Source organism: Actinoallomurus acanthiterrae, assembly GCF_054775715.1.
In genome coordinates this window covers 2,133,513-2,152,499 of the sequence record NZ_BAAHCO010000001.1, presented here as the reverse complement: position 1 = coordinate 2,152,499, position 18,987 = coordinate 2,133,513, and the positions used below count along the sequence as shown (strand labels likewise).

16 protein-coding genes are annotated in these 18,987 nt (G+C 71.9%); 14 read left to right on the top strand and 2 right to left on the bottom strand.

The window, feature by feature from the left end:
* Positions 1 to 251: 251 nt before the first annotated feature.
* Positions 252 to 806, bottom strand: a complete 555-nt coding sequence (locus tag ACYVF7_RS10550; protein ID WP_460338350.1) for a hypothetical protein — start codon at positions 804 to 806, stop codon at positions 252 to 254.
* 91 nt (positions 807 to 897) lie between these two features.
* Here ACYVF7_RS10550 and ACYVF7_RS10545 point away from each other — a divergent pair, with 91 nt between their 5' ends.
* The 14 genes from ACYVF7_RS10545 (at position 898) to ACYVF7_RS10480 (ending at position 17,881) form a co-directional block, all read left to right on the top strand.
* A complete protein-coding gene (locus ACYVF7_RS10545; RefSeq protein WP_460338348.1) occupies positions 898 to 1,575 on the top strand; it encodes a hypothetical protein in 678 nt (225 codons plus the stop codon).
* A complete protein-coding gene (locus tag ACYVF7_RS10540; RefSeq protein ID WP_460338347.1) occupies positions 1,572 to 2,564 on the top strand; it encodes a T3SS effector HopA1 family protein in 993 nt (330 codons plus the stop codon). The genes ACYVF7_RS10545 and ACYVF7_RS10540 overlap by 4 nt, the downstream gene beginning before the upstream one ends.
* A gap of 84 nt (positions 2,565 to 2,648) precedes the next feature.
* Positions 2,649 to 2,798 carry an LxmA leader domain family RiPP gene (locus tag ACYVF7_RS10535; RefSeq protein WP_460338345.1) on the top strand — a complete coding sequence of 50 codons (150 nt, stop codon included), beginning with the start codon at positions 2,649 to 2,651 and terminating at the stop codon, positions 2,796 to 2,798.
* 161 nt (positions 2,799 to 2,959) lie between these two features.
* Positions 2,960 to 3,115 carry an LxmA leader domain family RiPP gene (locus ACYVF7_RS10530; RefSeq protein WP_460338343.1) on the top strand — a complete coding sequence of 52 codons (156 nt, stop codon included), beginning with the start codon at positions 2,960 to 2,962 and terminating at the stop codon, positions 3,113 to 3,115.
* A gap of 49 nt (positions 3,116 to 3,164) precedes the next feature.
* Positions 3,165 to 3,326, top strand: coding sequence for an LxmA leader domain family RiPP (locus tag ACYVF7_RS10525; protein ID WP_460338341.1), 162 nt, complete (start codon positions 3,165 to 3,167; stop codon positions 3,324 to 3,326).
* Between the two features lie 109 nt (positions 3,327 to 3,435).
* Complete coding sequence (locus ACYVF7_RS10520; protein ID WP_460338339.1) at positions 3,436 to 3,582, top strand: LxmA leader domain family RiPP; 147 nt, start codon at positions 3,436 to 3,438, stop codon at positions 3,580 to 3,582.
* Positions 3,583 to 3,672: 90 nt separating this feature from the next.
* Complete coding sequence (locus ACYVF7_RS10515; protein WP_460338337.1) at positions 3,673 to 4,632, top strand: LLM class flavin-dependent oxidoreductase; 960 nt, start codon at positions 3,673 to 3,675, stop codon at positions 4,630 to 4,632.
* Positions 4,629 to 5,555 carry a phosphotransferase gene (locus ACYVF7_RS10510; RefSeq protein ID WP_460338335.1) on the top strand — a complete coding sequence of 309 codons (927 nt, stop codon included), beginning with the start codon at positions 4,629 to 4,631 and terminating at the stop codon, positions 5,553 to 5,555. Before ACYVF7_RS10515 ends, ACYVF7_RS10510 begins: the two co-directional genes overlap by 4 nt.
* Before the next feature lie 5 nt (positions 5,556 to 5,560).
* Positions 5,561 to 8,149 (top strand): M16 family metallopeptidase, encoded by a 2,589-nt coding sequence (locus ACYVF7_RS10505; protein ID WP_460338333.1) that lies wholly within the window; start codon positions 5,561 to 5,563, stop codon positions 8,147 to 8,149.
* On the top strand, positions 8,146 to 9,543 hold the full coding sequence (locus ACYVF7_RS10500; protein ID WP_460338331.1) for a lanthionine synthetase C family protein: 1,398 nt from the start codon (positions 8,146 to 8,148) through the stop codon (positions 9,541 to 9,543). The genes ACYVF7_RS10505 and ACYVF7_RS10500 overlap by 4 nt, the downstream gene beginning before the upstream one ends.
* 81 nt (positions 9,544 to 9,624) lie before the next feature.
* Entirely contained in the window at positions 9,625 to 10,230 is a 606-nt protein-coding gene (locus tag ACYVF7_RS10495) for a flavoprotein (protein WP_460338329.1), read from the top strand.
* A 3-nt stretch (positions 10,231 to 10,233) separates the two neighbouring features.
* Complete coding sequence (locus tag ACYVF7_RS10490) at positions 10,234 to 11,451, top strand: cytochrome P450 (RefSeq protein WP_460338327.1); 1,218 nt, start codon at positions 10,234 to 10,236, stop codon at positions 11,449 to 11,451.
* Between the two features lie 424 nt (positions 11,452 to 11,875).
* Entirely contained in the window at positions 11,876 to 14,785 is a 2,910-nt protein-coding gene (locus tag ACYVF7_RS10485; protein ID WP_460338325.1) for a helix-turn-helix transcriptional regulator, read from the top strand.
* Positions 14,786 to 14,968: 183 nt separating this feature from the next.
* On the top strand, positions 14,969 to 17,881 hold the full coding sequence (locus ACYVF7_RS10480) for a helix-turn-helix transcriptional regulator (RefSeq protein ID WP_460338323.1): 2,913 nt from the start codon (positions 14,969 to 14,971) through the stop codon (positions 17,879 to 17,881).
* Here the strand turns inward: ACYVF7_RS10480 and ACYVF7_RS10475 are convergent.
* A complete protein-coding gene (locus ACYVF7_RS10475; protein WP_460338321.1) occupies positions 17,861 to 18,940 on the bottom strand; it encodes a hypothetical protein in 1,080 nt (359 codons plus the stop codon). The two genes, ACYVF7_RS10480 and ACYVF7_RS10475, sit on opposite strands and share 21 nt — an antisense overlap.
* Positions 18,941 to 18,987 lie beyond the last annotated feature (47 nt).

Below are 18,987 nucleotides of genomic sequence, written 5' to 3'. Positions count from 1 at the left end.
AGGCCGGCCGACGAGGAACCATTCAGTCGGTTGAAACTTTGAGAGCGCCCCCGATGGCGTTACCGACTGACAGGCAACCATTTACGCACTATCGCCGCCATCCCACGAAGGTAGAACCCACTCCCACTTCCGGGAACGCTTTGTGTCGACCGCGAAGCATTCGGTGACCAGCGGAATGGCCGTTCTTGCGAAGCGCCCGGCGGCAATCGGTGCCGACAAAGGCACCGACCAGCCGATTCAACGTTTTCACATCACCGCCACAACGCCGGCTTGTCAGGCTCCTCCTCGTAACCAACCGCTGGAGCGATGCCCGCATGAAGCCGGTTTTGACTACTAACGCCATTCGAAGTGGTGACACGGCCGTCGAGCCACCAGCACCGTCTGCTCTTCAGCCGTCCGGGGCCACCACGGCGGCGGCCCCGGACACCGCTGACGTGGCTCGGAGGCAGGATCGCCCCGCCGACACCGACCGGCTGCCAGAGGTGAACGAGTTGCTCGGCAGGCTCGGCCTCGGACGGTTGACGCCCGAGAACGCTCGTGCCTTCCCGGGCCGGAACGACAACTGGAGCGGGCGCACCACGTCGGGTGACCACGTCTTCGTCAAGCGGATCGACGGACAGGCCGAAAGCGCCGCGCGCCGGCTCCACCGCGTCATCGCCTTCGAGCGGGGGAATCCGGGACTCGCGGCACCGCGGTGCCTCGGCTGGGACGAAACAGCGCGTCTGGTGGTGTTCGAGTTCATCTCCGGTGCCCAGTCCGGCAGCGATCTGGCGGCCGACGAGGCGTTCGACGACGCGCTGGCGCACCGCGCCGGGAGGATGGCCGGCGCTGCACGGCGCCTGGTCCGGTGCGGAAGATCTCGACGACTCCCCGGCCGACCTCCCGCCGATCCCGTGGTTGCACGCCCTCCCGGGTGCGGTCTTCACCGCGTCCAGCGCCGCCGCCCTGGAGGTGTGGCGCCTCCTGCAAGGCGACGCCGAACTGGTCGCGGCCCTCACGCGGATGCGCGAGAGGGAGGCGGCCGCCCCGAGAACCGCGGCCCACTGCGATCTGCGGCTCGACCAGTTCCTGCTGGCCGGCTCGGAGCTGTACCTCACGGACTGGGAAGAGCTCCGCTTCGCCGATCCCGCGCGAGACGTCGGAGCCTTCGCCGGCGAGTGGCTGTACCGCGCCATCACCGCCATCCCGGAGAGCGCCCGTTCGGACGGTGCGTCGGACTCGCCATTGACTCACCAGCAGATCCTCAGCGCGGGTGCCCGGGAGATCGAGAGACGGCGGCCGCTGGTCGCCGCGTTCTGGACGGGTTATCGGGCGGAACGCGGCGCCGACGGCGCCGACCCGGCCGAACACGGCGCCGTCGACGCCAACCTGGCCGAACGCGGCGCCATCGACGCCGACCTGGCCGAACGCGCGGCCGCGTTCGCCGGCTGGCACCTGCTGGACCGGGTCCTCTCCCTGGCCGAGCACACGCCCCGGATCCGGGCCGTGGACAGGGCCGCCTTCGGCATCGGCCGCCGGGTGCTGCTCAACGCCCCCGCCGCGGCGACGACCTTGGGGCTGGGTGATCAGGGATGACCGGGCTGCTGGCACCCCGCGTCGAGCAGGTCCTGCGGGAGGTCGTGATCGATGCCGACCGCCACCGCGGCGTCGTCTGCGGCCACGAGGTCCACGCCGCCGACGCGGCCGAGTTCCTGGAAGTCCTGGGACAGGCCCTCTACCTCGCATGGCACGTCAGGAACCCCGCGGTGATCGAAGATCGCCCGACGACACGCCGCGATCACCGGCTGGAGGAGCGGCTGGTCGCGGGGATGCCGCATCGGACGACCAGGGCCCCGGTGATCCTGCGAGAGATGCCGGCCGACGGCGATCCGCTCGTCGTCGAGCGGGACGGTGTCCGGGTCCTGACCAAACGCGAGGCCGTACGGCCAGGACGTCCTCTTGAGGTCGGCCGGCCGGTCGAGCTGCGGGTGCCCGCCGCGCGTCCCGCGCTGTCACCGGGGTTCTTCCTCGCCGACGGATCGAACGGGCCCCCGCACGGCGCTTCGCTCCTCCGGATCTACGTCCATGTAGGCGACCCTGCGATGGCTCCCGGGCTGTGGGCGTCAGCCCTGGAGCTGCTGGAAGACGCGGGCATCCGCTATCGCGCGAAGATCGTCTCGACCTCTCCGATATTCGCCCGCAGCGACGGCCTGGTCGTCTATCTCGGCGCGGGCGCGGCTCAACCGGTCGTCGCGGATCTCCTCCGGCTGGCGAGTCGTACGGCCGGGGTCGGCACGGCCACCTCGATCTTCGCCGAACCGCTCGGCGACGGCGTGGCCATGGCCTGGGAGCCATCGGACGCACGCCGGGGTTTCGCGGCGCTGAGCCTCGGCGAGCATCGCGCCCGCGTCGTGGCCGCCGGCCTGCTCGCGCACGCGGCCTCCCCCGATGCGGCCGACCGGGCCACCGCCGTGGCGGCGGCCATGCGTGAGGCGAACATCGACCCGCTCACTCCCGCGCGCAACCTCGACTCGCCGCCCTTCCCGCAGGTGACCCCGCACGCCGACGCGCCGGTCGCCTCCTAGGGCGGCCGACACCGCGAGGCCCCGAAGAGCTTCCGGCCGAACCGGCCGGGATGAAGGAACCAGCACCGCGAAAGGAGGTGTCTCATGAACCCGACGGATCTGGTTGCAGGCTACGACCTGCACACCGACGCCAGCGAGCTCGGAACGGCGGCCGCCACCGAAGCTCCGGCCACGTTCACCGCGATCACCGTCATCTGCATTTCGATCACGTACACGATCGGCCTCAGCTGCTGACGCTGAACGATGTCCCAGGTGGGGGGCCGGGACGGCATCGGGAGATGGGCTGCGACCCACCCGATCGGCCCGGCCCCACTCCCTCGCTCCGGCGGGCGGGCGAAGCGCTGCTCCCTCCGCCCGCCGGACACCTGCCGGCCATCGCCTGCATGGAGGATCTCATGACCGCAACGGACCTGGTCGCGGGTTACGACCTGCACACCGACGCAGGCGAACTCGGAGCGGCGGCCGCCGCCGAGATCGCCCCCGACTCGTTCACCCCGTCCACCTTGTACGTCTTCTGCACCGACTGCTGCGTGTGGCCCTCCGAGGCATAGGAACAGCCCATCGGAGCACCAGCCGGCCATCGCCCGCACGGAGGATCTCATGACCGCAACGGACCTGGTCGCGGGTTACGACCTGCACACCGACGCAGGCGAACTCGGAGCGGCGACCACTGAAATCGCCGCCGACACATTCACCCTCATCACCTACCCCTGCTGCCCCTTTCCCTCCTTCACGGCCGCGGGGATCCTCGACGGTCACTGATCCAAGCCGTGGATCCGGCCAACGCGTGGGACGCGGCCGCCGGATCCATGAGCACCGCTCACGGCGCCCGCCGGAGCACCGGCCCGCCATCGCCCGCACGGAGGATCTCATGACCGCAACAGACCTGGTCGCGGGTTACGACCTGCACACCGACGCCGGCGAGCTCGGAACGGCGGCCGCCGCCGAGGTCGTCGTCGACTCGTTCACCCCCTCTACCTGGTACGTCTTCTGCACCGACTGCTGCGTGCTCCCCTAGTGATCTCGTTCCCGCCCGGCCGGGTCCGCGTGCCGTCACGCGGCCCGGCCCATCGGAACTCCGGCGGGCCGCCTCGAAGGGATGTCTCCTGTGAAATACGGAATCCTCCTGCCATTCATGGCGCACCATCCGGAGCAGGTGGCGCCGTTCGCCGGGCTGACGCGGGACGCCGGGGCCGACCGTCTCTGGATGGGGGAATCCCTGCTCCTCGAAAGCCACCAGACCTTCGCGTATCTGGCGGGCCAGGGGCTGCGTCCGCCGGTCGGAACGAGCGTGTCGCTGATGCCGCTGCGGCATCCGTACAAGGCGGCGATCGAGGCCCGTTCGATCGCGGCTCTGACCGGGCGACCCGCGGTCGCCGGCTTCGGGCCCGGAGCGGCCCGGTTGGTGGGAGCGCTGCGCGGCGCTCCGTACGAGAGTCCGCTCACCGCGACGCGGGAGTACATGACGGCGCTGCGCGCCCTGATCGATGGGCGGCCGCCCCGGCTGCCCGGTACGTACTTCCCGCTCCATTCCGGGCTGCCGCCCCTCGAGCATCCGCCGGTCGAACTCGGTCTCGGCGTCCTGCGTCCGGCGATGGCGCACCTGGCGGGCCAGGTCGCCGACGTCGCGATCACTTGGCTGACGCCGCCGGAGTACCTGCGCAAGGAACTCATCCCGGCCCTTCAGAAAGGCGCCGCGGAGGCGGGACGGCCGGCACCACGAGTCGTCGCCGTCATTCAGGTGGCGTCGGCCGCCGACTCGCGCGACCCACGCCACCTCGCCGAACTCGCGACTCGCGCGCATGTCGCCGGGCCGCACTACGTGGACATGCTCCGCCGCGCCGGCGTCGACCTCGACGGTAAGAGCCCCCTCGACGTGGGTGCCGCACTCATCCACCACGACCTCTTCATCACCGGCTCACCGGAGACGATCGCCGGTGCTCTCGACCGCCATGCGGACCTCGGCGTCGACGAGGTCATCCTCAATACCGCGGGTGTCGCGCTCGCCGAAGGACTCCAGGTGGCTTGGGACGAGTGCGCCGCGATCCTGACGGCGGCGCGGTCATGAGAACGCACGACCACCCGGTGATCGCCACCTACGGAACCGACCTCATGCGTACGTCCGTACTCGACGTGGGGAACGCGGGGTTCGCGTGGCTTCGGAGCCCGGGACCGGCCATGGCCACGCCCCTCGCGACGCCCCCGGCGAGTGCCCGCGCCTCGATCTCGCGGTTGCCTCGGGACGCGGTGTGGCTCGCCCTGCCCGAGCGCGTCCACGATGGCGTTCGGTACGACGTGCCGGGTCCCGTCTCGCTGGCCGGCGCCCTTCTCCGGGGTGACGACCCGGCGCGCGCGGAGGCCGGGCTCCTGCTGGGGAACGTCGGGCGGACGCTCCGGCGCGTACACGAGTTGTCCGTGCCGGCCGACGTCCCCGCGCGCCCGCCACGAGGGGTCGCCCGCCTCGGCGAGCGGCTCTCCGCGCGAAACGAGGTGGGCCGTACGGAGCGGCTGCGGGCGCTGGTCGACGAAGTGCTCGGCGCGGACCTCCTGCGCCGCGTGTCCACGTGGTGCGAAGAACTCATGCGGGCGGAGCACGCACAGGTGCTGCTGCACGGCGGTCCGGGACTCGGGACCCTGGTTCCCGACTGCGCGGATCCGGGCCATGGGGCGCTTCTCATCGGCGAGGATCTGACGTCCGGTCCATGGACGTTCGACCTCGGCTGGTTGCTCGGCGAGATCCTGGAGTTGGGCGTCGCGCTCAGCGCGGCCCGGCCCGGCACTCCGCCCCCCGGTGACCTCGCCCGAGCGCTCTTCGAGGGTTACGGACGGTCGCCGGTATCGCCCGTCGGGCGAACCGCCGCCGTTCGGATCCTCACGCACGCGTACGACTTCGCCGCCTTCGCGGGATGGCACGAGGAGTCCCTGCGCCGATCGTTGACGCTCGTCGCGGACCTCGCCGACTCCGACGGTGCCGCCGCTCTCAACTGGTAAGGCCGATGACAACGGACTCGAACACGCGGATCACGCTGGCCAACGGCCTGCGTGTGCTGCTGCGGCCCGACCGCCGCCGCGCGACGCTCGGAATCAGCGTGCACTACGGTGTCGGCTTCCGGACCGAGCCGCCGGGACGAACCGGCTTCGCGCATCTCTTCGAACACCTGATGTTCCAGCGCGAGGACCCTGGGGCCACGTCGCATTTCGGCGAGATCGAGCGGGCCGGGGGCACGGCCGACGGCTCGACGCATCAGGACTACACGGACTACCACCAGCACGTGCCCCCCGAGGCCCTGGATCTCGTCCTGCGGCTGGAGGCGGACCGGATGCGCGGGCCGCGCATCACCGAGACCATCCTCCGCGGTCAGCTGAACGTGGTGAAAGAGGAGATTCGCGGCAAGGTTCTCAACCGGCCCTACGGCGGATTCCCCTGGCCGTTGCTTCCCGCCGTTCTGTACCGGACGTACCCGAACGCCCACGATGGCTACGGCTGCTTCGAGGACCTCGAGAAGGTCACGCCTCAGGAGGCCGCGGACTTCTTCGACGCCTACTACACCCCCGGTAACGCGGTGCTGACCCTCGCGGGGCGATTCGACCCCGGCCAGGCCGCCGATCTCGTCCACCGCCACTTCGGGGATCTCCCGCCGCGCGCGGCGGCTCCGATGAGCCCGCTCGACGAGCCGCCGCCGGAGGCCGCGATCCGGGCCCACCACGAGGCGCGGACTCCGGCGGCGCCGGCCGTCGCGATCGGCTACCGCACGCCGGATCCAGGCCGCCACATCGAGCGCTACCTCGCCCACGTCATCCTTCAGGACCTGCTCACCAGGGGCCCGGCCGCTCGGCTGCGGCGGCGACTCGACGACCACGGTGTGAAGGTCCACGCACTCGATTCCGGCTGCGGCTTCTTCGGGCCACTCGACGCCCATCACCCCGACACGCTCCTCCTCACGGCCGTCCACGAGCCGGCCGTCGAAGCGGACCGCGTCATCGACGCGCTCGACGCGGAGCTGCGCGACCTCGCGGACCGGGGACCGACGGACGCGGAGCTCGCCCGCGCGATCGCCGTACGGGCGGCGGGCGTTCATCGCGACCACAATCCCGTATCGGCGCAGGCCCGGGCCGTGGGCAGGCTGGAGATCCTCTTCGGCGACGGAACGCTGCTCGATCGGCTGCCGAGCGGGTTCGGCGAGGTGAGCGCCGAGCAGGTCGCCGCCGCCGCCGAGTCGCTACGGCGCGAGCCACGAGCGGTGCTCACGCACGGGCGGACGCGTCAGGGAACGCCGTCCCACCGGGACGATGCTCCCCTCTGGCGCGGGCCGGTCGACACCAGGCTGTCCAGCGGCCTGCGCGTCGTAGCCGTACCGGACCACTCGGCCCCGCTCGTCGAGCTCCGGCTTCATCTCCCGAACCACATCGCCGACCCCGCCGACGCGGCATGCGCCGAGCTCCTCTGCCGTACGGTCCTCGGCGGCGCCGGCGCCGCGGAGACGGCGCTCGGCGACAGCGGAGGTGCGCTGCGGGCCCACCGGGAGCGGGAGTGGATCGTCTTCTCCGGCCATGCCCGCTCGGACCGCCTCACCACGCTGCTCCGCGTGCTGACGGAGGCGGTGGCGAACCCTGCCGGCGATCGATACGGGCAGGTCGCCGCCGTGCGTGGCCGCGTGGCCGCGCTGGCGGAAGCGGGACAGAACATGCCCGGACGCGTCGGCCAGGCTCTCCTCAACGAGCGGTTCTTCGGCCCGGAGGCGCTGCTGCTCGCACCGCCCGGACCCGCCGACCTCCGCGCGGTCACGGCCGATGACGTGCTGCGCTACCACCGAGGTGTCATCCGGCCGGAGTCGGCGACCCTGGTGCTGGTCGGTGACCTTCCGCCCGACCGCATGCTCGCCGCGGCCGAGGCCGCCTTCGCGGGCTGGGCGCCGTCACCCCGGCCGGCCACGGCGTCCTCGGACGACCCGCTCCCCGCGGAGCCCGGCATCGAGATCGCCGGGCGCGCGGGGGCGGAGCAGAGCCACATCGCCCTCTTCGCCGCGGGCGTCAGCCTCACGCATCGCGACGGGCCGGCCGGTCAACTCGCCAACCTGCTGGTCGGCGGCCGTCCCTCGGCCCCCTTGGCCACCGCCGTCCGAGAGAGCCTGGGACTCGCCTATCACGTGTCGACCGTCGTCGACGTGGTCCTCGGACGGCCCATCGTTCAGCTCCAGGCCGCCACCGCCACCGCGACGACCGCCAAGACGCTCCACGCCATCCGGGAACTCCTGGAGCGGGCCGTCACCGAACCGCCGGCAGCGGACGAGATCGCGGAGGCACGCCGGTACGCGGTCGGCGAGCTGACCCGCGCCTGCGACTCTCAGGCGTCCCTCGCGACCTGGCTCTCGCACATGCTCCGGTGCGGCCACGACACCGCCCGCCTCGAACGTCTTCCGGCCGCACTGCGGGACACGCCCGCCGACGATGTCATCCGCGTGATCGGTGAGCTCTTCCGACCGGAGCGGTTCACCGGAGTCGTCGAGTGCGACGCCGAGGCGCTGGACGGGCAAGCGGCCGAACTCCGGTCGTCCTGGCGCCCGGAAGCGGGGGCCGACGAGTGAGCGTCACCCCCGCGCAGGATCCGGGACTGCTGAGCGGCGCGCACGCGGAGCGCGCGGCCGAGCTCATTCGGCTCATCGCGGAGCGCCTCGCCGACCCGATCACCGTCGCCACGGTGTCCACCGCGGACCGCACGCCCGCACACGGCGGCTGGGCGGCGACGGGGCTCGGCCGCGGGCACCCCGGCGTCGCGTCGTTCTACGGAACCCTCGCCTGGAGGGACTCGCGGTGGGCCGCCATGGCACACGCGCACCTCCAGGCGGCGGTGAACGCGATCCCGTCGGAGCCTTCCGCCGGGCTGGCTCTCGGACCGGCCGCGGTGCTGTCGGCCGTGCAGACCTGCGGTGCCCGAGAGGGCGACTACTCCGCGCTGCGCCGGAACCTGCTCGGCGCGGTCGCGGGCGGGCTGCGGGAACGGCTGACCGCCCCCCGGGCCGGCGTCCCTGGCACGGCCGGTGTGCCGGGGCGAGAACACGACCTCATCAGCGGCTGCACCGGAGTCGGCAGGCTGCTGCTGGACGCGATGGATGACGAGGGCGGCGCCCACCCCGACACGGTCGAGGCGTTCCGGTCGACGCTGCGGCGTCTCGTACGGCTCACCGAGCCGATCGAGGTGAACGGCCGGCCGCGACCGGGCTGGTGGACGGTGCCGTCGAAGGGGGCGGCCCTCCCGGATCCGGCCTCGAACGACGTCTTCGAGGTCGGAGTGGCACACGGCATCGCGGGACCGCTGGCCTTGCTGTCCCTCAGCCTGTCTCGCGGCCACGTCGTCCCCGGACAGGCCGACGCGATCGAAGCCGTGGCCGGATGGCTGGTCGCCCAGGCCCGCCGTGACGCGCACGGCCCCTACTGGCCCGCCCGAACCGGCGTCGAGCAGGAGCCGGGCCCGGACGGCTCCCGGTGCCCGGCCGCATGGTGCACCGGTGCCGGCGGAGTGGCCGCCGCCCTGCACTTGGCGGGCGTGGCCCTGGACAACGCCGGCTGGCGAAGCATCGCCGTCGACGCACTGCGGGCCGTCATGGGGCGGAACGAGAAGGAGCGGCGACTGGTCGGCCCGACCGTGTGCCACGGCCACGCGGGCCTGATCCAGGCGCTGCACCGCGTCGGTACGGCCGCCCAGGACCCGGCCCTGCTGGCCGCGGCTCAGCGGATGGCCCGCCGCATGATGGACGAGGCGGACGAGGACGCCCCCTTCGTCTTCCGGCACCTGGTCCCGGACCTCGAGGACGGCAGGGTCACGCGCTGGACCGGCGTGGACGCGGCCGGAATGTTCGAGGGCGCGGCGGGCTGCGCCGCGGCGCTGCTGACGGTCACCCCTGACCACCTGCTCGGATCCGAACGGCGCGGCACCGGCCGGGACGCGGCGTCGTGGGACCGGATCCTGCTGCTCGCCTGACCGAGGCCCGGACAAGACCCCGACTCCTACCAGCCGACCTCCCGAAGGACACCGTCATGGACGACAACGCCGAGACCTCCGATGGCTTGCCGGCCAGGGCCACCGCCGCCGTTCACCGGACGCCGCCTGCTGCTCTTCGGCACCGGCTCTCTCGCCGCGGCGCTGCTGCCGTTCTGGATCAACTGGTTCCGGAACTTCTATCCGGAGCCGGAGCTGCGGATCGTCATCACCCGCAGCGCCGAGCGCTTCGTGTCGCGAGGCGCGCTGGCGCCGCTCATCGGCCGGGATGTTCCGCTGGACATCTGGCCCGAGCATCTAGGCGCCGAGGTTCCGCACGTCCAGTACGCCGAGTGGCCGGACACGATCGCCGTCTATCCGGCGACCATGCACTTCATCGCCCGATTCGCGGTGGGATTCGCCGACACTCCCATGCTGGCCGCGCTGCAGTGCACGACCGCGGCGATCGCGGTCGCGTCGACCCTGCCGCCCGGTGGCGAGTGCAACCCGGTGACGCGGCGGCATCTGAGGGACCTCGGAGAGCGCCCGAACATCGAGGTCGTCCCGCCCGTACCAGGACGGAGCGTGTCGTCGAGAAACGGCGGAGGCAACGCCGCACCGCCCTTGCCCGCCGTACTGGAACGGCTGGAGAAGCTCCGTTCACGTATCGGGGAAGACGGAAGGGTCTGAGCCGTGCACGCACCCGACACCGCGTCCCAGCAGACCGATGAGGACCGTTCACGAGGCGACTCCGGCGGCGGCTACCGGCCGTCTCGGCTGTTCGACTGGCTCGACCGGATGCGCGTCGCCAATCCCGTCTGGCATGAACGCCGACGCGACATCTGGCACGTCTTTCCCTATGCGGAGGCGCTCACCGTCCTCTCGGACTGGTCCACGTTCTCCGTCGAGGTGATGGACCGCATCCGGACCCCGGACGGGCTCGAATTGTTCTTCAGCGGCAACTTCTCCTGGATGGACCCGCCACGACATGGGCAGCTCCGCGGTCTGGTGACGCGTGCGTTCACGCCTCGCATGATCGAAGGACTCACGCCGCGAGTCGCGGCCGTCGTCGGCGAACTGCTCGACAAGGCCGACGGCGCGGGCACCTTCGAGTTCATCGACGACCTGGCCCATCCCCTGCCGGTCATCGTCATCGCCGAAATGCTCGGTGTCCCGGCCGAGGACCGGGAGCTCTTCCGCCGCTGGGCGGACATCCTGCTGGCAGGGGGCGACACCGGAACCGAGAAGGACGACCTCCAACTGGCGGACATGGAGCCGTACCTGCTCGAGCACATCGAACAGCGGAGAGCTGCGCCCGGGCCGGACCTGATCAGCGGCCTGGTCCAAGCGGAGGTCGAAGGGCGCCGGCTCTCGAACGACGAGATCGTCGGGTTCACGGGCGCGCTTCTGATCGCCGGTCACATCACCACGACGATGACGCTCGGCAGCGCCCTCCTGTGCCTCGACGAGAATCCCGGCGTCGCCGCCGAACTGCGCCGTGACCCCGGGCTGATCGCCGCGGCGGTGGAGGAGGTACTCAGGTGCCGTCCTCCCTTCACCAGCACGGTCCGTCTCACGACCCGAGAGACCGAACTCGCCGGGCAGCGAATACCGGCCGGACGGTTCGTCAACGTGTGGCTGGCGTCGGCCAACCGCGACGAGCAGGTGTTCGACGCGCCTGATCGGTTCGACATTCACCGGCCGGCGAACAGACATCTCGCCTTCGGGCACGGAATCCACTTCTGCCTGGGCGCGCCACTGGCCCGCCTCGAGACCAGAATCGCGCTCGAGATGCTGCTGAGCCGCTATCGGGATCTCAGCGTCGTCTCTCCTGCGGAAGTCGAACACCACGACCAGTGGACGATGATCGGCGCCAAGCGGATTCCGGTGGAGGTCCGACGATCCGGCTGAACGGCGACGTACCACCAAAGGTCCAGTCGCATCGGAGTCCACGGACAGGCCGTTATCAAGTGATTAGGGTCACTTGCTGGGACTTTTCGATTCGGAAAGGAATGAGCACGTGGTTGATAAGTGGGTGGCAAGCGCCGCGGCTGCGACCATGACCGTGCTGGCCGTCGCGCCGGTCGTGGCCGCTGCGACGAACGGCGTTCTTGACCGTCCGGCCTCGCAGAGGTCGGTGGCCATCGCACAACCCCCGGTGAACGGGCACCGGCCCCTCCCGTCGGAGTGGCCCCCCGTCAACACCTGAGGCTGAACCAGACCTGGGCCGGTGCGGCACGTCGCGGAAAGGCGACGGGCTCGGCGATGGGCCCGGTACCGTCGGCCGATTACCCTTGAGGCCGGTGGCCGGGACATCGCCATAGCCGGAGGAAGCATGGGGCGAACGCCCGCACGATCGTTCGTCGGCAGACACCGGGAGAACGAGGTGCTCGCCACCGCGCTCGACGGCGCCGCCATGGGCGATTCGCGGGTCGTACTGGTCAGTGGCGAGGCCGGCGTCGGCAAGACGCGGCTGGTCGAGCGGTTCGCCGACGCGGCCCAGGACCAGGGCGTTCTGGTCCTGTCGGGTGCGTGCGTGGCGTCCGGGCAGGATGGCCTCCCCCTCGCCCCGGTCCTCGTGGCGCTCCGGAGACTCGTCGGCCGGATCGGTCGGGACCGGTTGATCGCGTTGTGCTCTGGCCTGCCCGAGCTCGCCCGGCTGCTTCCCGAGCTGGGACCCGCCTCGGCCGGAGGCGCACCTGCCGGCCAGGCCAGGCTGTTCCACCAGCTCGCCGTCTTCGTCCAGCGTCTCGGCGCCGATCAACCCGTCGTGATCCTGGTCGAGGATCTGCACTGGGCCGACCGGTCGACGCGCCTGCTGCTCGACGTCCTCGCCCGCAACCTGCGCGACGCCCGCGTCCTCATCATCGCGACGTATCGCACCGACGACCTGTACCGGGGTCATCCGCTGCGGCCGTTCCTGGCCGAGTTGAAGCGTGTGGAAGACGTCCGGCACATCGACCTCGGACGCTTCAGCCGCGCGGAGACCGCCGAGCTGATCGCCGCCGCGCTGGGCGAGCGGCCGTCGCCCGCGCTCGTCGACCGGGTCTTCGATCGGTCCGGCGGCAACGCGTTCCTCGTCGAGGAACTCGTCCGGGCGGAGCGCAGCGGAATGACCTTCAGCCTGGCCGACCCTCTCCGTGATCTCCTCACCAGCCGGATCGAGTGCCTTCCCGATCTCCCGCGTCAGGTGATCAGGCTCGTCGCGATCGAACGGTCGCGGGTGTCGCACCAGGTCGTCGCCGCGGTGGCCGATCTGTCCGACGAGAGATTGCTCGAGGCGCTGCGCGCGGCGATCGACGCGCACGTGCTCGTCGCCGACGGCGACGGGTACGACTTCCGGCACGCGCTCGTCCGCGAGGCCCTCGTCACCGGCCTCCTGCCGGGTGAGCGCATCCGGCTGCATCGCGCGTACGCCGTCGCGCTCGACGACCGCCCCGACCTCCTGCCGCCTGAGCAGCTCCCGAGCAGCCTCGCGTACCACTGGGCCGGTGCCGGGGCCCCGGAGCGTGAGCTGCCGGCCCTGTTGCGGGCCGCGGCCGTCGCCAAGAGGCTGAGCGCGCACGCCGAGCGGTATCAGCTGCTCCGGCGGGCCCTGGACCTGTCGGCTCAGGTCCCGGACGAGGTGGACCGGGGCGATCTCGAGTACGAGGCGTCGGACGCCGCCTGGCTCGCCGGAGAGCACGAGCAGGGTCTCGTCCTCATCGAGCAGGCGCTGGCCAACGTCGATCGCGCTCGGCAGCCGGAAAGAGCCGCCTTGTTGCTCGCCCGCCGAGGCAGGCTCCTGATCCGCCTCGGTCACGCCGCTGCCATACCAGCGCTGGAGGAGGCCGAGCGGCTGGTGCCCGAGGGCACCTCCGTCGCCCGCGCGACCGTGCTGGAGATCCTGGCCTCCGCGCTGACCAGTCGAGGCGACGCCGTCCGCGGATATGAGATCAGCGAGGAGGCCGCGCGGATCGCTCGTACGGTGGGCGACGACGAGCTCGAGGTCGCCGCGCTGACGACGCAGGGCACCGCCCTGGCCCACGACGGCCGGCACGAACGCGCGGTGGCCGTCTTCGACACGGCGCGCACGCTCGCCGAAGGCCGCGACGACCTGCCCGGACTCACCCGCGCATGCGTCAACCTCTCCATGGAGTTGTGGGCCGCCGGCCGCTACGCGGAGGCGGTCACCGTCGCACGCGAAGGGCTGGCCGCCGCGCACAGCAGCGGGCTCTCCGCGACGCTCGGCGCCTTCCTGGCCGCGAACCTCGGCATGGCCCTCTTCTCGATGGGCCGCTGGGATGACGCCGACGCCGCGACGGTGGAGGCGCTGGAGGCCGGTCCGAGCGGGGTCTTCGCCGGTTATCTGCACCTGCTGCGCGGTGACCTCGCGCTCGCGCGCGGGCAACTGGCGGCGGCCAAGCGGTCCCTGGCGTCGGCCGCCAGGGACTTCGGCCCGGACTTCGGTCTCGACGACGGTCTCCTGCCGATGGCCCGGCTGGACGCGGAGATCGCCCTTCGGGAGAACCGGATCGGCCACGCCCGCCGTACGGTGGCCCGGGCACTCGGTGCGGCGCGGGTACGCGGCCAGCTCGCGGCGCACGCGTGGGCGCTGGTGACCACCGGCGCGACGATCGAGACACGGTCGCGCCAGCGTGTGCGCGCCTTCGGAGAACCTCCCGAGGCCGAGATCCTCATCGAGCTTCTCGGTTCGGTCGCGGCCGAGCTCGCGACCGGCGCACCGCCGTGGCGGGCGCATGCCGAGCTGTTCGCCGCCGAGATGGACTCCCACGATGCGCCGAGCCCGCTCTGGCACGACGTCGTGGCGGCGTGGGAGAAGGCGGGCAATCCATACCTCGCGTGCTACGCACGGCTACGCGCCACGGAGGCGGCCCTCGCGGCGCGGGACGACCGCGGTGCACGGGAACTGCTCGGGGCGGCCGCGAACCAGGCCCGTGACCTCGGCGCGAGCCCCCTCCAAGCGGAGATCGAGGCGCTGGCCCGCGGCATTCGCCTTTCGCCCTTCGACGGGTCCGAGGCGAAGGCGCCGAAAGTCGACCGGCTCGGTCTCACGTCGCGCGAGGCGCAGGTCCTCAGACTGCTGACCGACGGCGAGTCCAATCGAGGCATCGGCGTGCGGCTGTTCATCTCCGAGAAGACGGCCAGCGTGCACGTCTCCCGGATCCTCGCCAAGCTGGGCGTCACCAGCCGAGGCGAGGCCGCGGCGACGGCGCATCGCCTGCGCCTTTTCGACCAGGACTGACGCGGCACCACGCGACGCCCGATCGGTCACCGCGAGCCGGCCGTCCGGGAACCACGGACCGCCGCCGCGCGTCGGTCTCTTCGTCGAGCCGGTGACCGAGCGAAGAACCCGATGTCCCGACGCTCACCGTTCACGGGGCAGACTCGGGTGAAGTCCTGCGCCATCGCCACATCGGGAGGAAGCATGGGGCAGACGCCCGCCCGGTCGTTCATCGGCAGGCGGCGAGAGTACGAGACGCTCACCACCGCGCTCGACCAGGCCGCCGGAGGCAGTCCACAGGTGGTGCTGGTCGGTGGCGAGGCGGGCGTCGGCAAGACCCGGCTGGTCGAGCGGTTCACCGACGCCGCCGAGGACTCCGGCGCGCTGGTCCTGTCCGGTGCGTGTGTGAAGTCCGGGTTGGAGGGCCTCCCGCTCGCACCGATCATCATGGCGCTTCGCGGACTCGTCGACCTGGTCGACGTGGACAGGCTGATCGCGTTGTTCCCCGGCCTGCCGGAACTCGCGCAGCTGTTCCCCGAGCTGGAACTCGGCCCTGCCGCAGAGCCCCCCGCCGGTCAGGCCAGGCTCTTCCACCAGTTCGCCGTGTTCGTCGAGCGGCTCGGCGCCGACCGTCCCGTGGTGATCCTCGTCGAGGACCTGCACTGGGCGGACCGGTCGACGCGCGCGCTCCTCGACGTCCTCGCGCGCAACCTGCGGGACACTCGTGCGCTCATCGTCGCGACGTATCGCACCGACGACCTGTACCGGGGCCATCCGCTGCGACCGTACCTGGCCGAGCTGAATCGCGTGGAAGGCGTCCAGCGCGTCGAACTCGGGCGGTTCAGCCGTACGGAGACCGCCGAGCTGATCGCGAGCGCGCTCGGCACGGAGCCGCCGCCCGCGCTCGTCGATCGGATCTTCGATCGCTCCGGCGGAAACGCGTTCTTCGTCGAAGAGCTCGTCCGGGTGTGGCGCAGCGGGATGTCCGCCAGCCTGGACGACTCTCTGCGCGACCTTCTGGTGAGCCGGATCGAGCGCCTCCCCGAACCCGCGCAACGGGTGATCCGGCTCGTCGCGATCGAGCGATCCTGGGTGTCGCACCAGGTCGTCGCCGCAGTGGCCGACATACCGAACGAAGCGCTGCTCGACGCCCTGCGCTCGGCCATCGACGCGTACGTGCTCGCGGCGGACGGCGAGGGGTACGACTTCCGGCACGCCCTCGTACGGGAGGCGGTCGTCGATGAGCTCCTCCCCGGCGAGCGCATCCAGCTCCACCGCGTGTACGCCCTCGCGCTCGAGGGCAGTCCGGAGCTCCTCCCGCCGGAACACCTGCCGAGCAGTCTCGCGTACCACTGGGCGGGCGTGGGCGAACCGACCCGTGAGCTGCCCGCCCTGTTGCGGGCCGCGGCCGTCGCCAAGGCGCTGAGCGCGCACGTCGAGCAGTACCAGCTGCTTCGGCGCGCGCTGGACCTGTCGGCTCACGTCCCGGAAGGGGCGGACCGGCACGAACTCGAGTACGAGGCGTCGCACGCGGCGTGGCTCGCCGGCGAGCATGAGCAGGGTCTCGTCCTGACGGAACAGGCTCTGGCCAACGTCGACCACGCCCGGCAACCGGAGAGAGCCGCGCTGTTGCTCGCCCGCCGTGGCAGGCTCCTGCTCCGCCTCGGCCATGCCGATGCCGTGCCGGCCCTGGAGGAAGCCGTGCGGCTGGTGCCGACCGGCACGTCCGTCACCCGTGGCACCGTGCTGGAGATTCTGGGCTCCGCGCTGACCGATCGGGGAGACGCCGCCCGCGGGAGCGAGGTGAGCGGGGAAGCCGTACGGATCGCTCGTGCGCTGGGAGATTACGAGCTCCAGGTCGCCGCGCTGACGACCCATGGCACCGCGCTCGCCTACGACGGCCGGCACGAACGCGCCGTGGCCGCGTTCGAGGCGGCGCGCGCGCTGGCCAAGAGCCGGGGCGACCTGCCCGGGTTGACGCGTGCGTGCGTCAACCTCTCCGTCCAGCTGTGGGCCGTCGGCCTGTACGCGGAGGCCGTCGCCGTCGCCCGTGACGGACTGGACGCGGCGCGCAAGAGCGGCCTTTCCGCCACTTCCGGCGCCTTTCTGACCGCGAACCTCGGCATGGCCCTCTTCTCGATGGGCCGGTGGGAGGACGCCGCAGCGGCGATCGAAGCGTCGAGATGGCGCGCCGGCGGTGTCTTCGTGGCCTATCTGCACCTGTTGCGCGGTGACCTCGCGCTCGCACGCGGCGACCTGGAGGCGGCCAAGGGGTACCTCTCCCTGGCAGCCGGCGAATTCGGCCCGGACTTCGGCCATGACGACGGTCTCCTGCCGATGGCGCGCCTCGACGCGGAGATCGCGCTCCGGGAGAACCGGATCGATCACGCCCGGCGTACGCTGGCGCGCGCCCTCGACGCGGCGCCGGTGCGCGGCCAACTCGTCGTGCACACCTGGGCGTTGATCAACACTGGCGCGATGATCGAGGTGCGGGCGCGGGTACGCCTCGGCGCGTTCCCGGAATCCCCCGAGGCCGAAAGCCTCACCGAGGTCCTCTCCTCGGTGGCCGCCGGCCTTCCGACCGACACGCCGCCATGGCATGCCTACGCCGAGCAGTTCGCCGCCGAGTTGGATTCCCTCGAGCGGGTCAGTCCGGCCTGGCACGGTGTCGTCACGGCGTGGGAGAAGGCGGGTAACCCCTACCTCGCCTGTTACGCGCGCGTACGCGCGGCAGAGGCGGCCCTCGCGGTGCGCGACAACCGCACCGCTCGAGAACTGCTCACGTCCGCGGCGAAGGAGGCCCGCGACCTCGGCGCCGGATTTCTCACGGAGGAGATCGACGCGCTGGCCCGCAGCGTGCGCCTTCCGATCCCCGAGGCATCCGACGCCGCACCGGAGGAGACCCGGAAGATCGACCTGCTCGGCCTCACACCGCGCGAAGTGGAAGTGCTCAAGCTGCTGACCGACGGCCACTCCAACCGGGACATCGGCACGAGGCTCTTCATCACCGAGAAGACGGCCAGCGTGCACGTCTCCCGAATCCTCGCCAAGCTCGGCGTCACCAACCGCGGCGAGGCCGCGGCCATGGCGCACCGCCTACGGCTCTTCCACGGTTGAGACCTGGCCTCTAGGGCGTGTCCGCCCGTGCGCCGCGTGCGCCCAGACGTCCAGTAGCCGACGCGCGGAGCCGCCGATCGGGCCGACGGCGTCGGCCAGTGTGGCCGCGTCCGGAAGGTGCGCCGCCGCGATCGCCGGTACCGCGCCCGCGGCGTCGTCGATCGTGGACGAGCACACCGAGAGCAGGTAGTCGGGCACGGTCAAGGCGGGATCGACGCACCCGACCACCGGAGTGCCGACCGCGGTGATCAGCGGGAAGATCGTCCCGGGGATCCCGACGGCCGCCTCGGCGCGTCCCGAGGCCTCCAGCGTCGGCACCGTGCTGATCTCGTACTGCTCCCAGAGGCGGCGGTCCTCTCGCGGGTGCAGGCCGACCAGGATCGACCTCCCCGAGGCCCGCAGCCGCTCCGCGGAGGCCAGCAGCAACTCGGTGCCGGGCGCCGCGCCGCCGGTCCCATCGGGGTGGGTCACGCTGGTGACGACCAGCACCAGTCCCGGCTCCGGCTTGCGCACCGGCAGCACGTCGGTCTGCGGCGAGCCGACGACGTGCACGCGACGCCGGGTTCCGAGGTAGCCGGCGAACGCGCGGCCTTCCGCCGGAGACGACGAGGTGATGGCTCGTAGGCGCCCGCGGAGCTGCCGGGCTCCGGCAGCCTCCTTGGGCCCGAGGTAGGCCAGCGAACTCGCGACCGCCGGCAGCCTCCGGAAACGCGCCGCGCACTCCAGCGGCCAGTCGCCCGCGCCGGTCACCACGAGCAGGTCGGCGGGCGGCGCGTCGGCCGGTGTCGCGACCGGCACCGGGTCGCCCGGCGCGATCTGCGACAGGTCCGGCACCAGTTGGGTCAGCCGCGAGCCGCGCCGCGCGGCCTCGGCCAGCAGCGGCTTGACGTGATAGGTCCCCCACGGTTCGTTCGTCGCGATCAGTACGCGGAGCGGGCGTGGCCGTGACGAGGCCCACGCCGATCCGCCCAGCCCGACCATCCCCGCGGCACCGACAACGCCCCCGAGCACGGCCCGGCGCGACAGCGCGGCGGCGTACGGTCCTTTTTCGTCACCCATTCGCGACACCGTAGGAGTCCCGCCCGGCCAGACGGTTAACGGCCTTG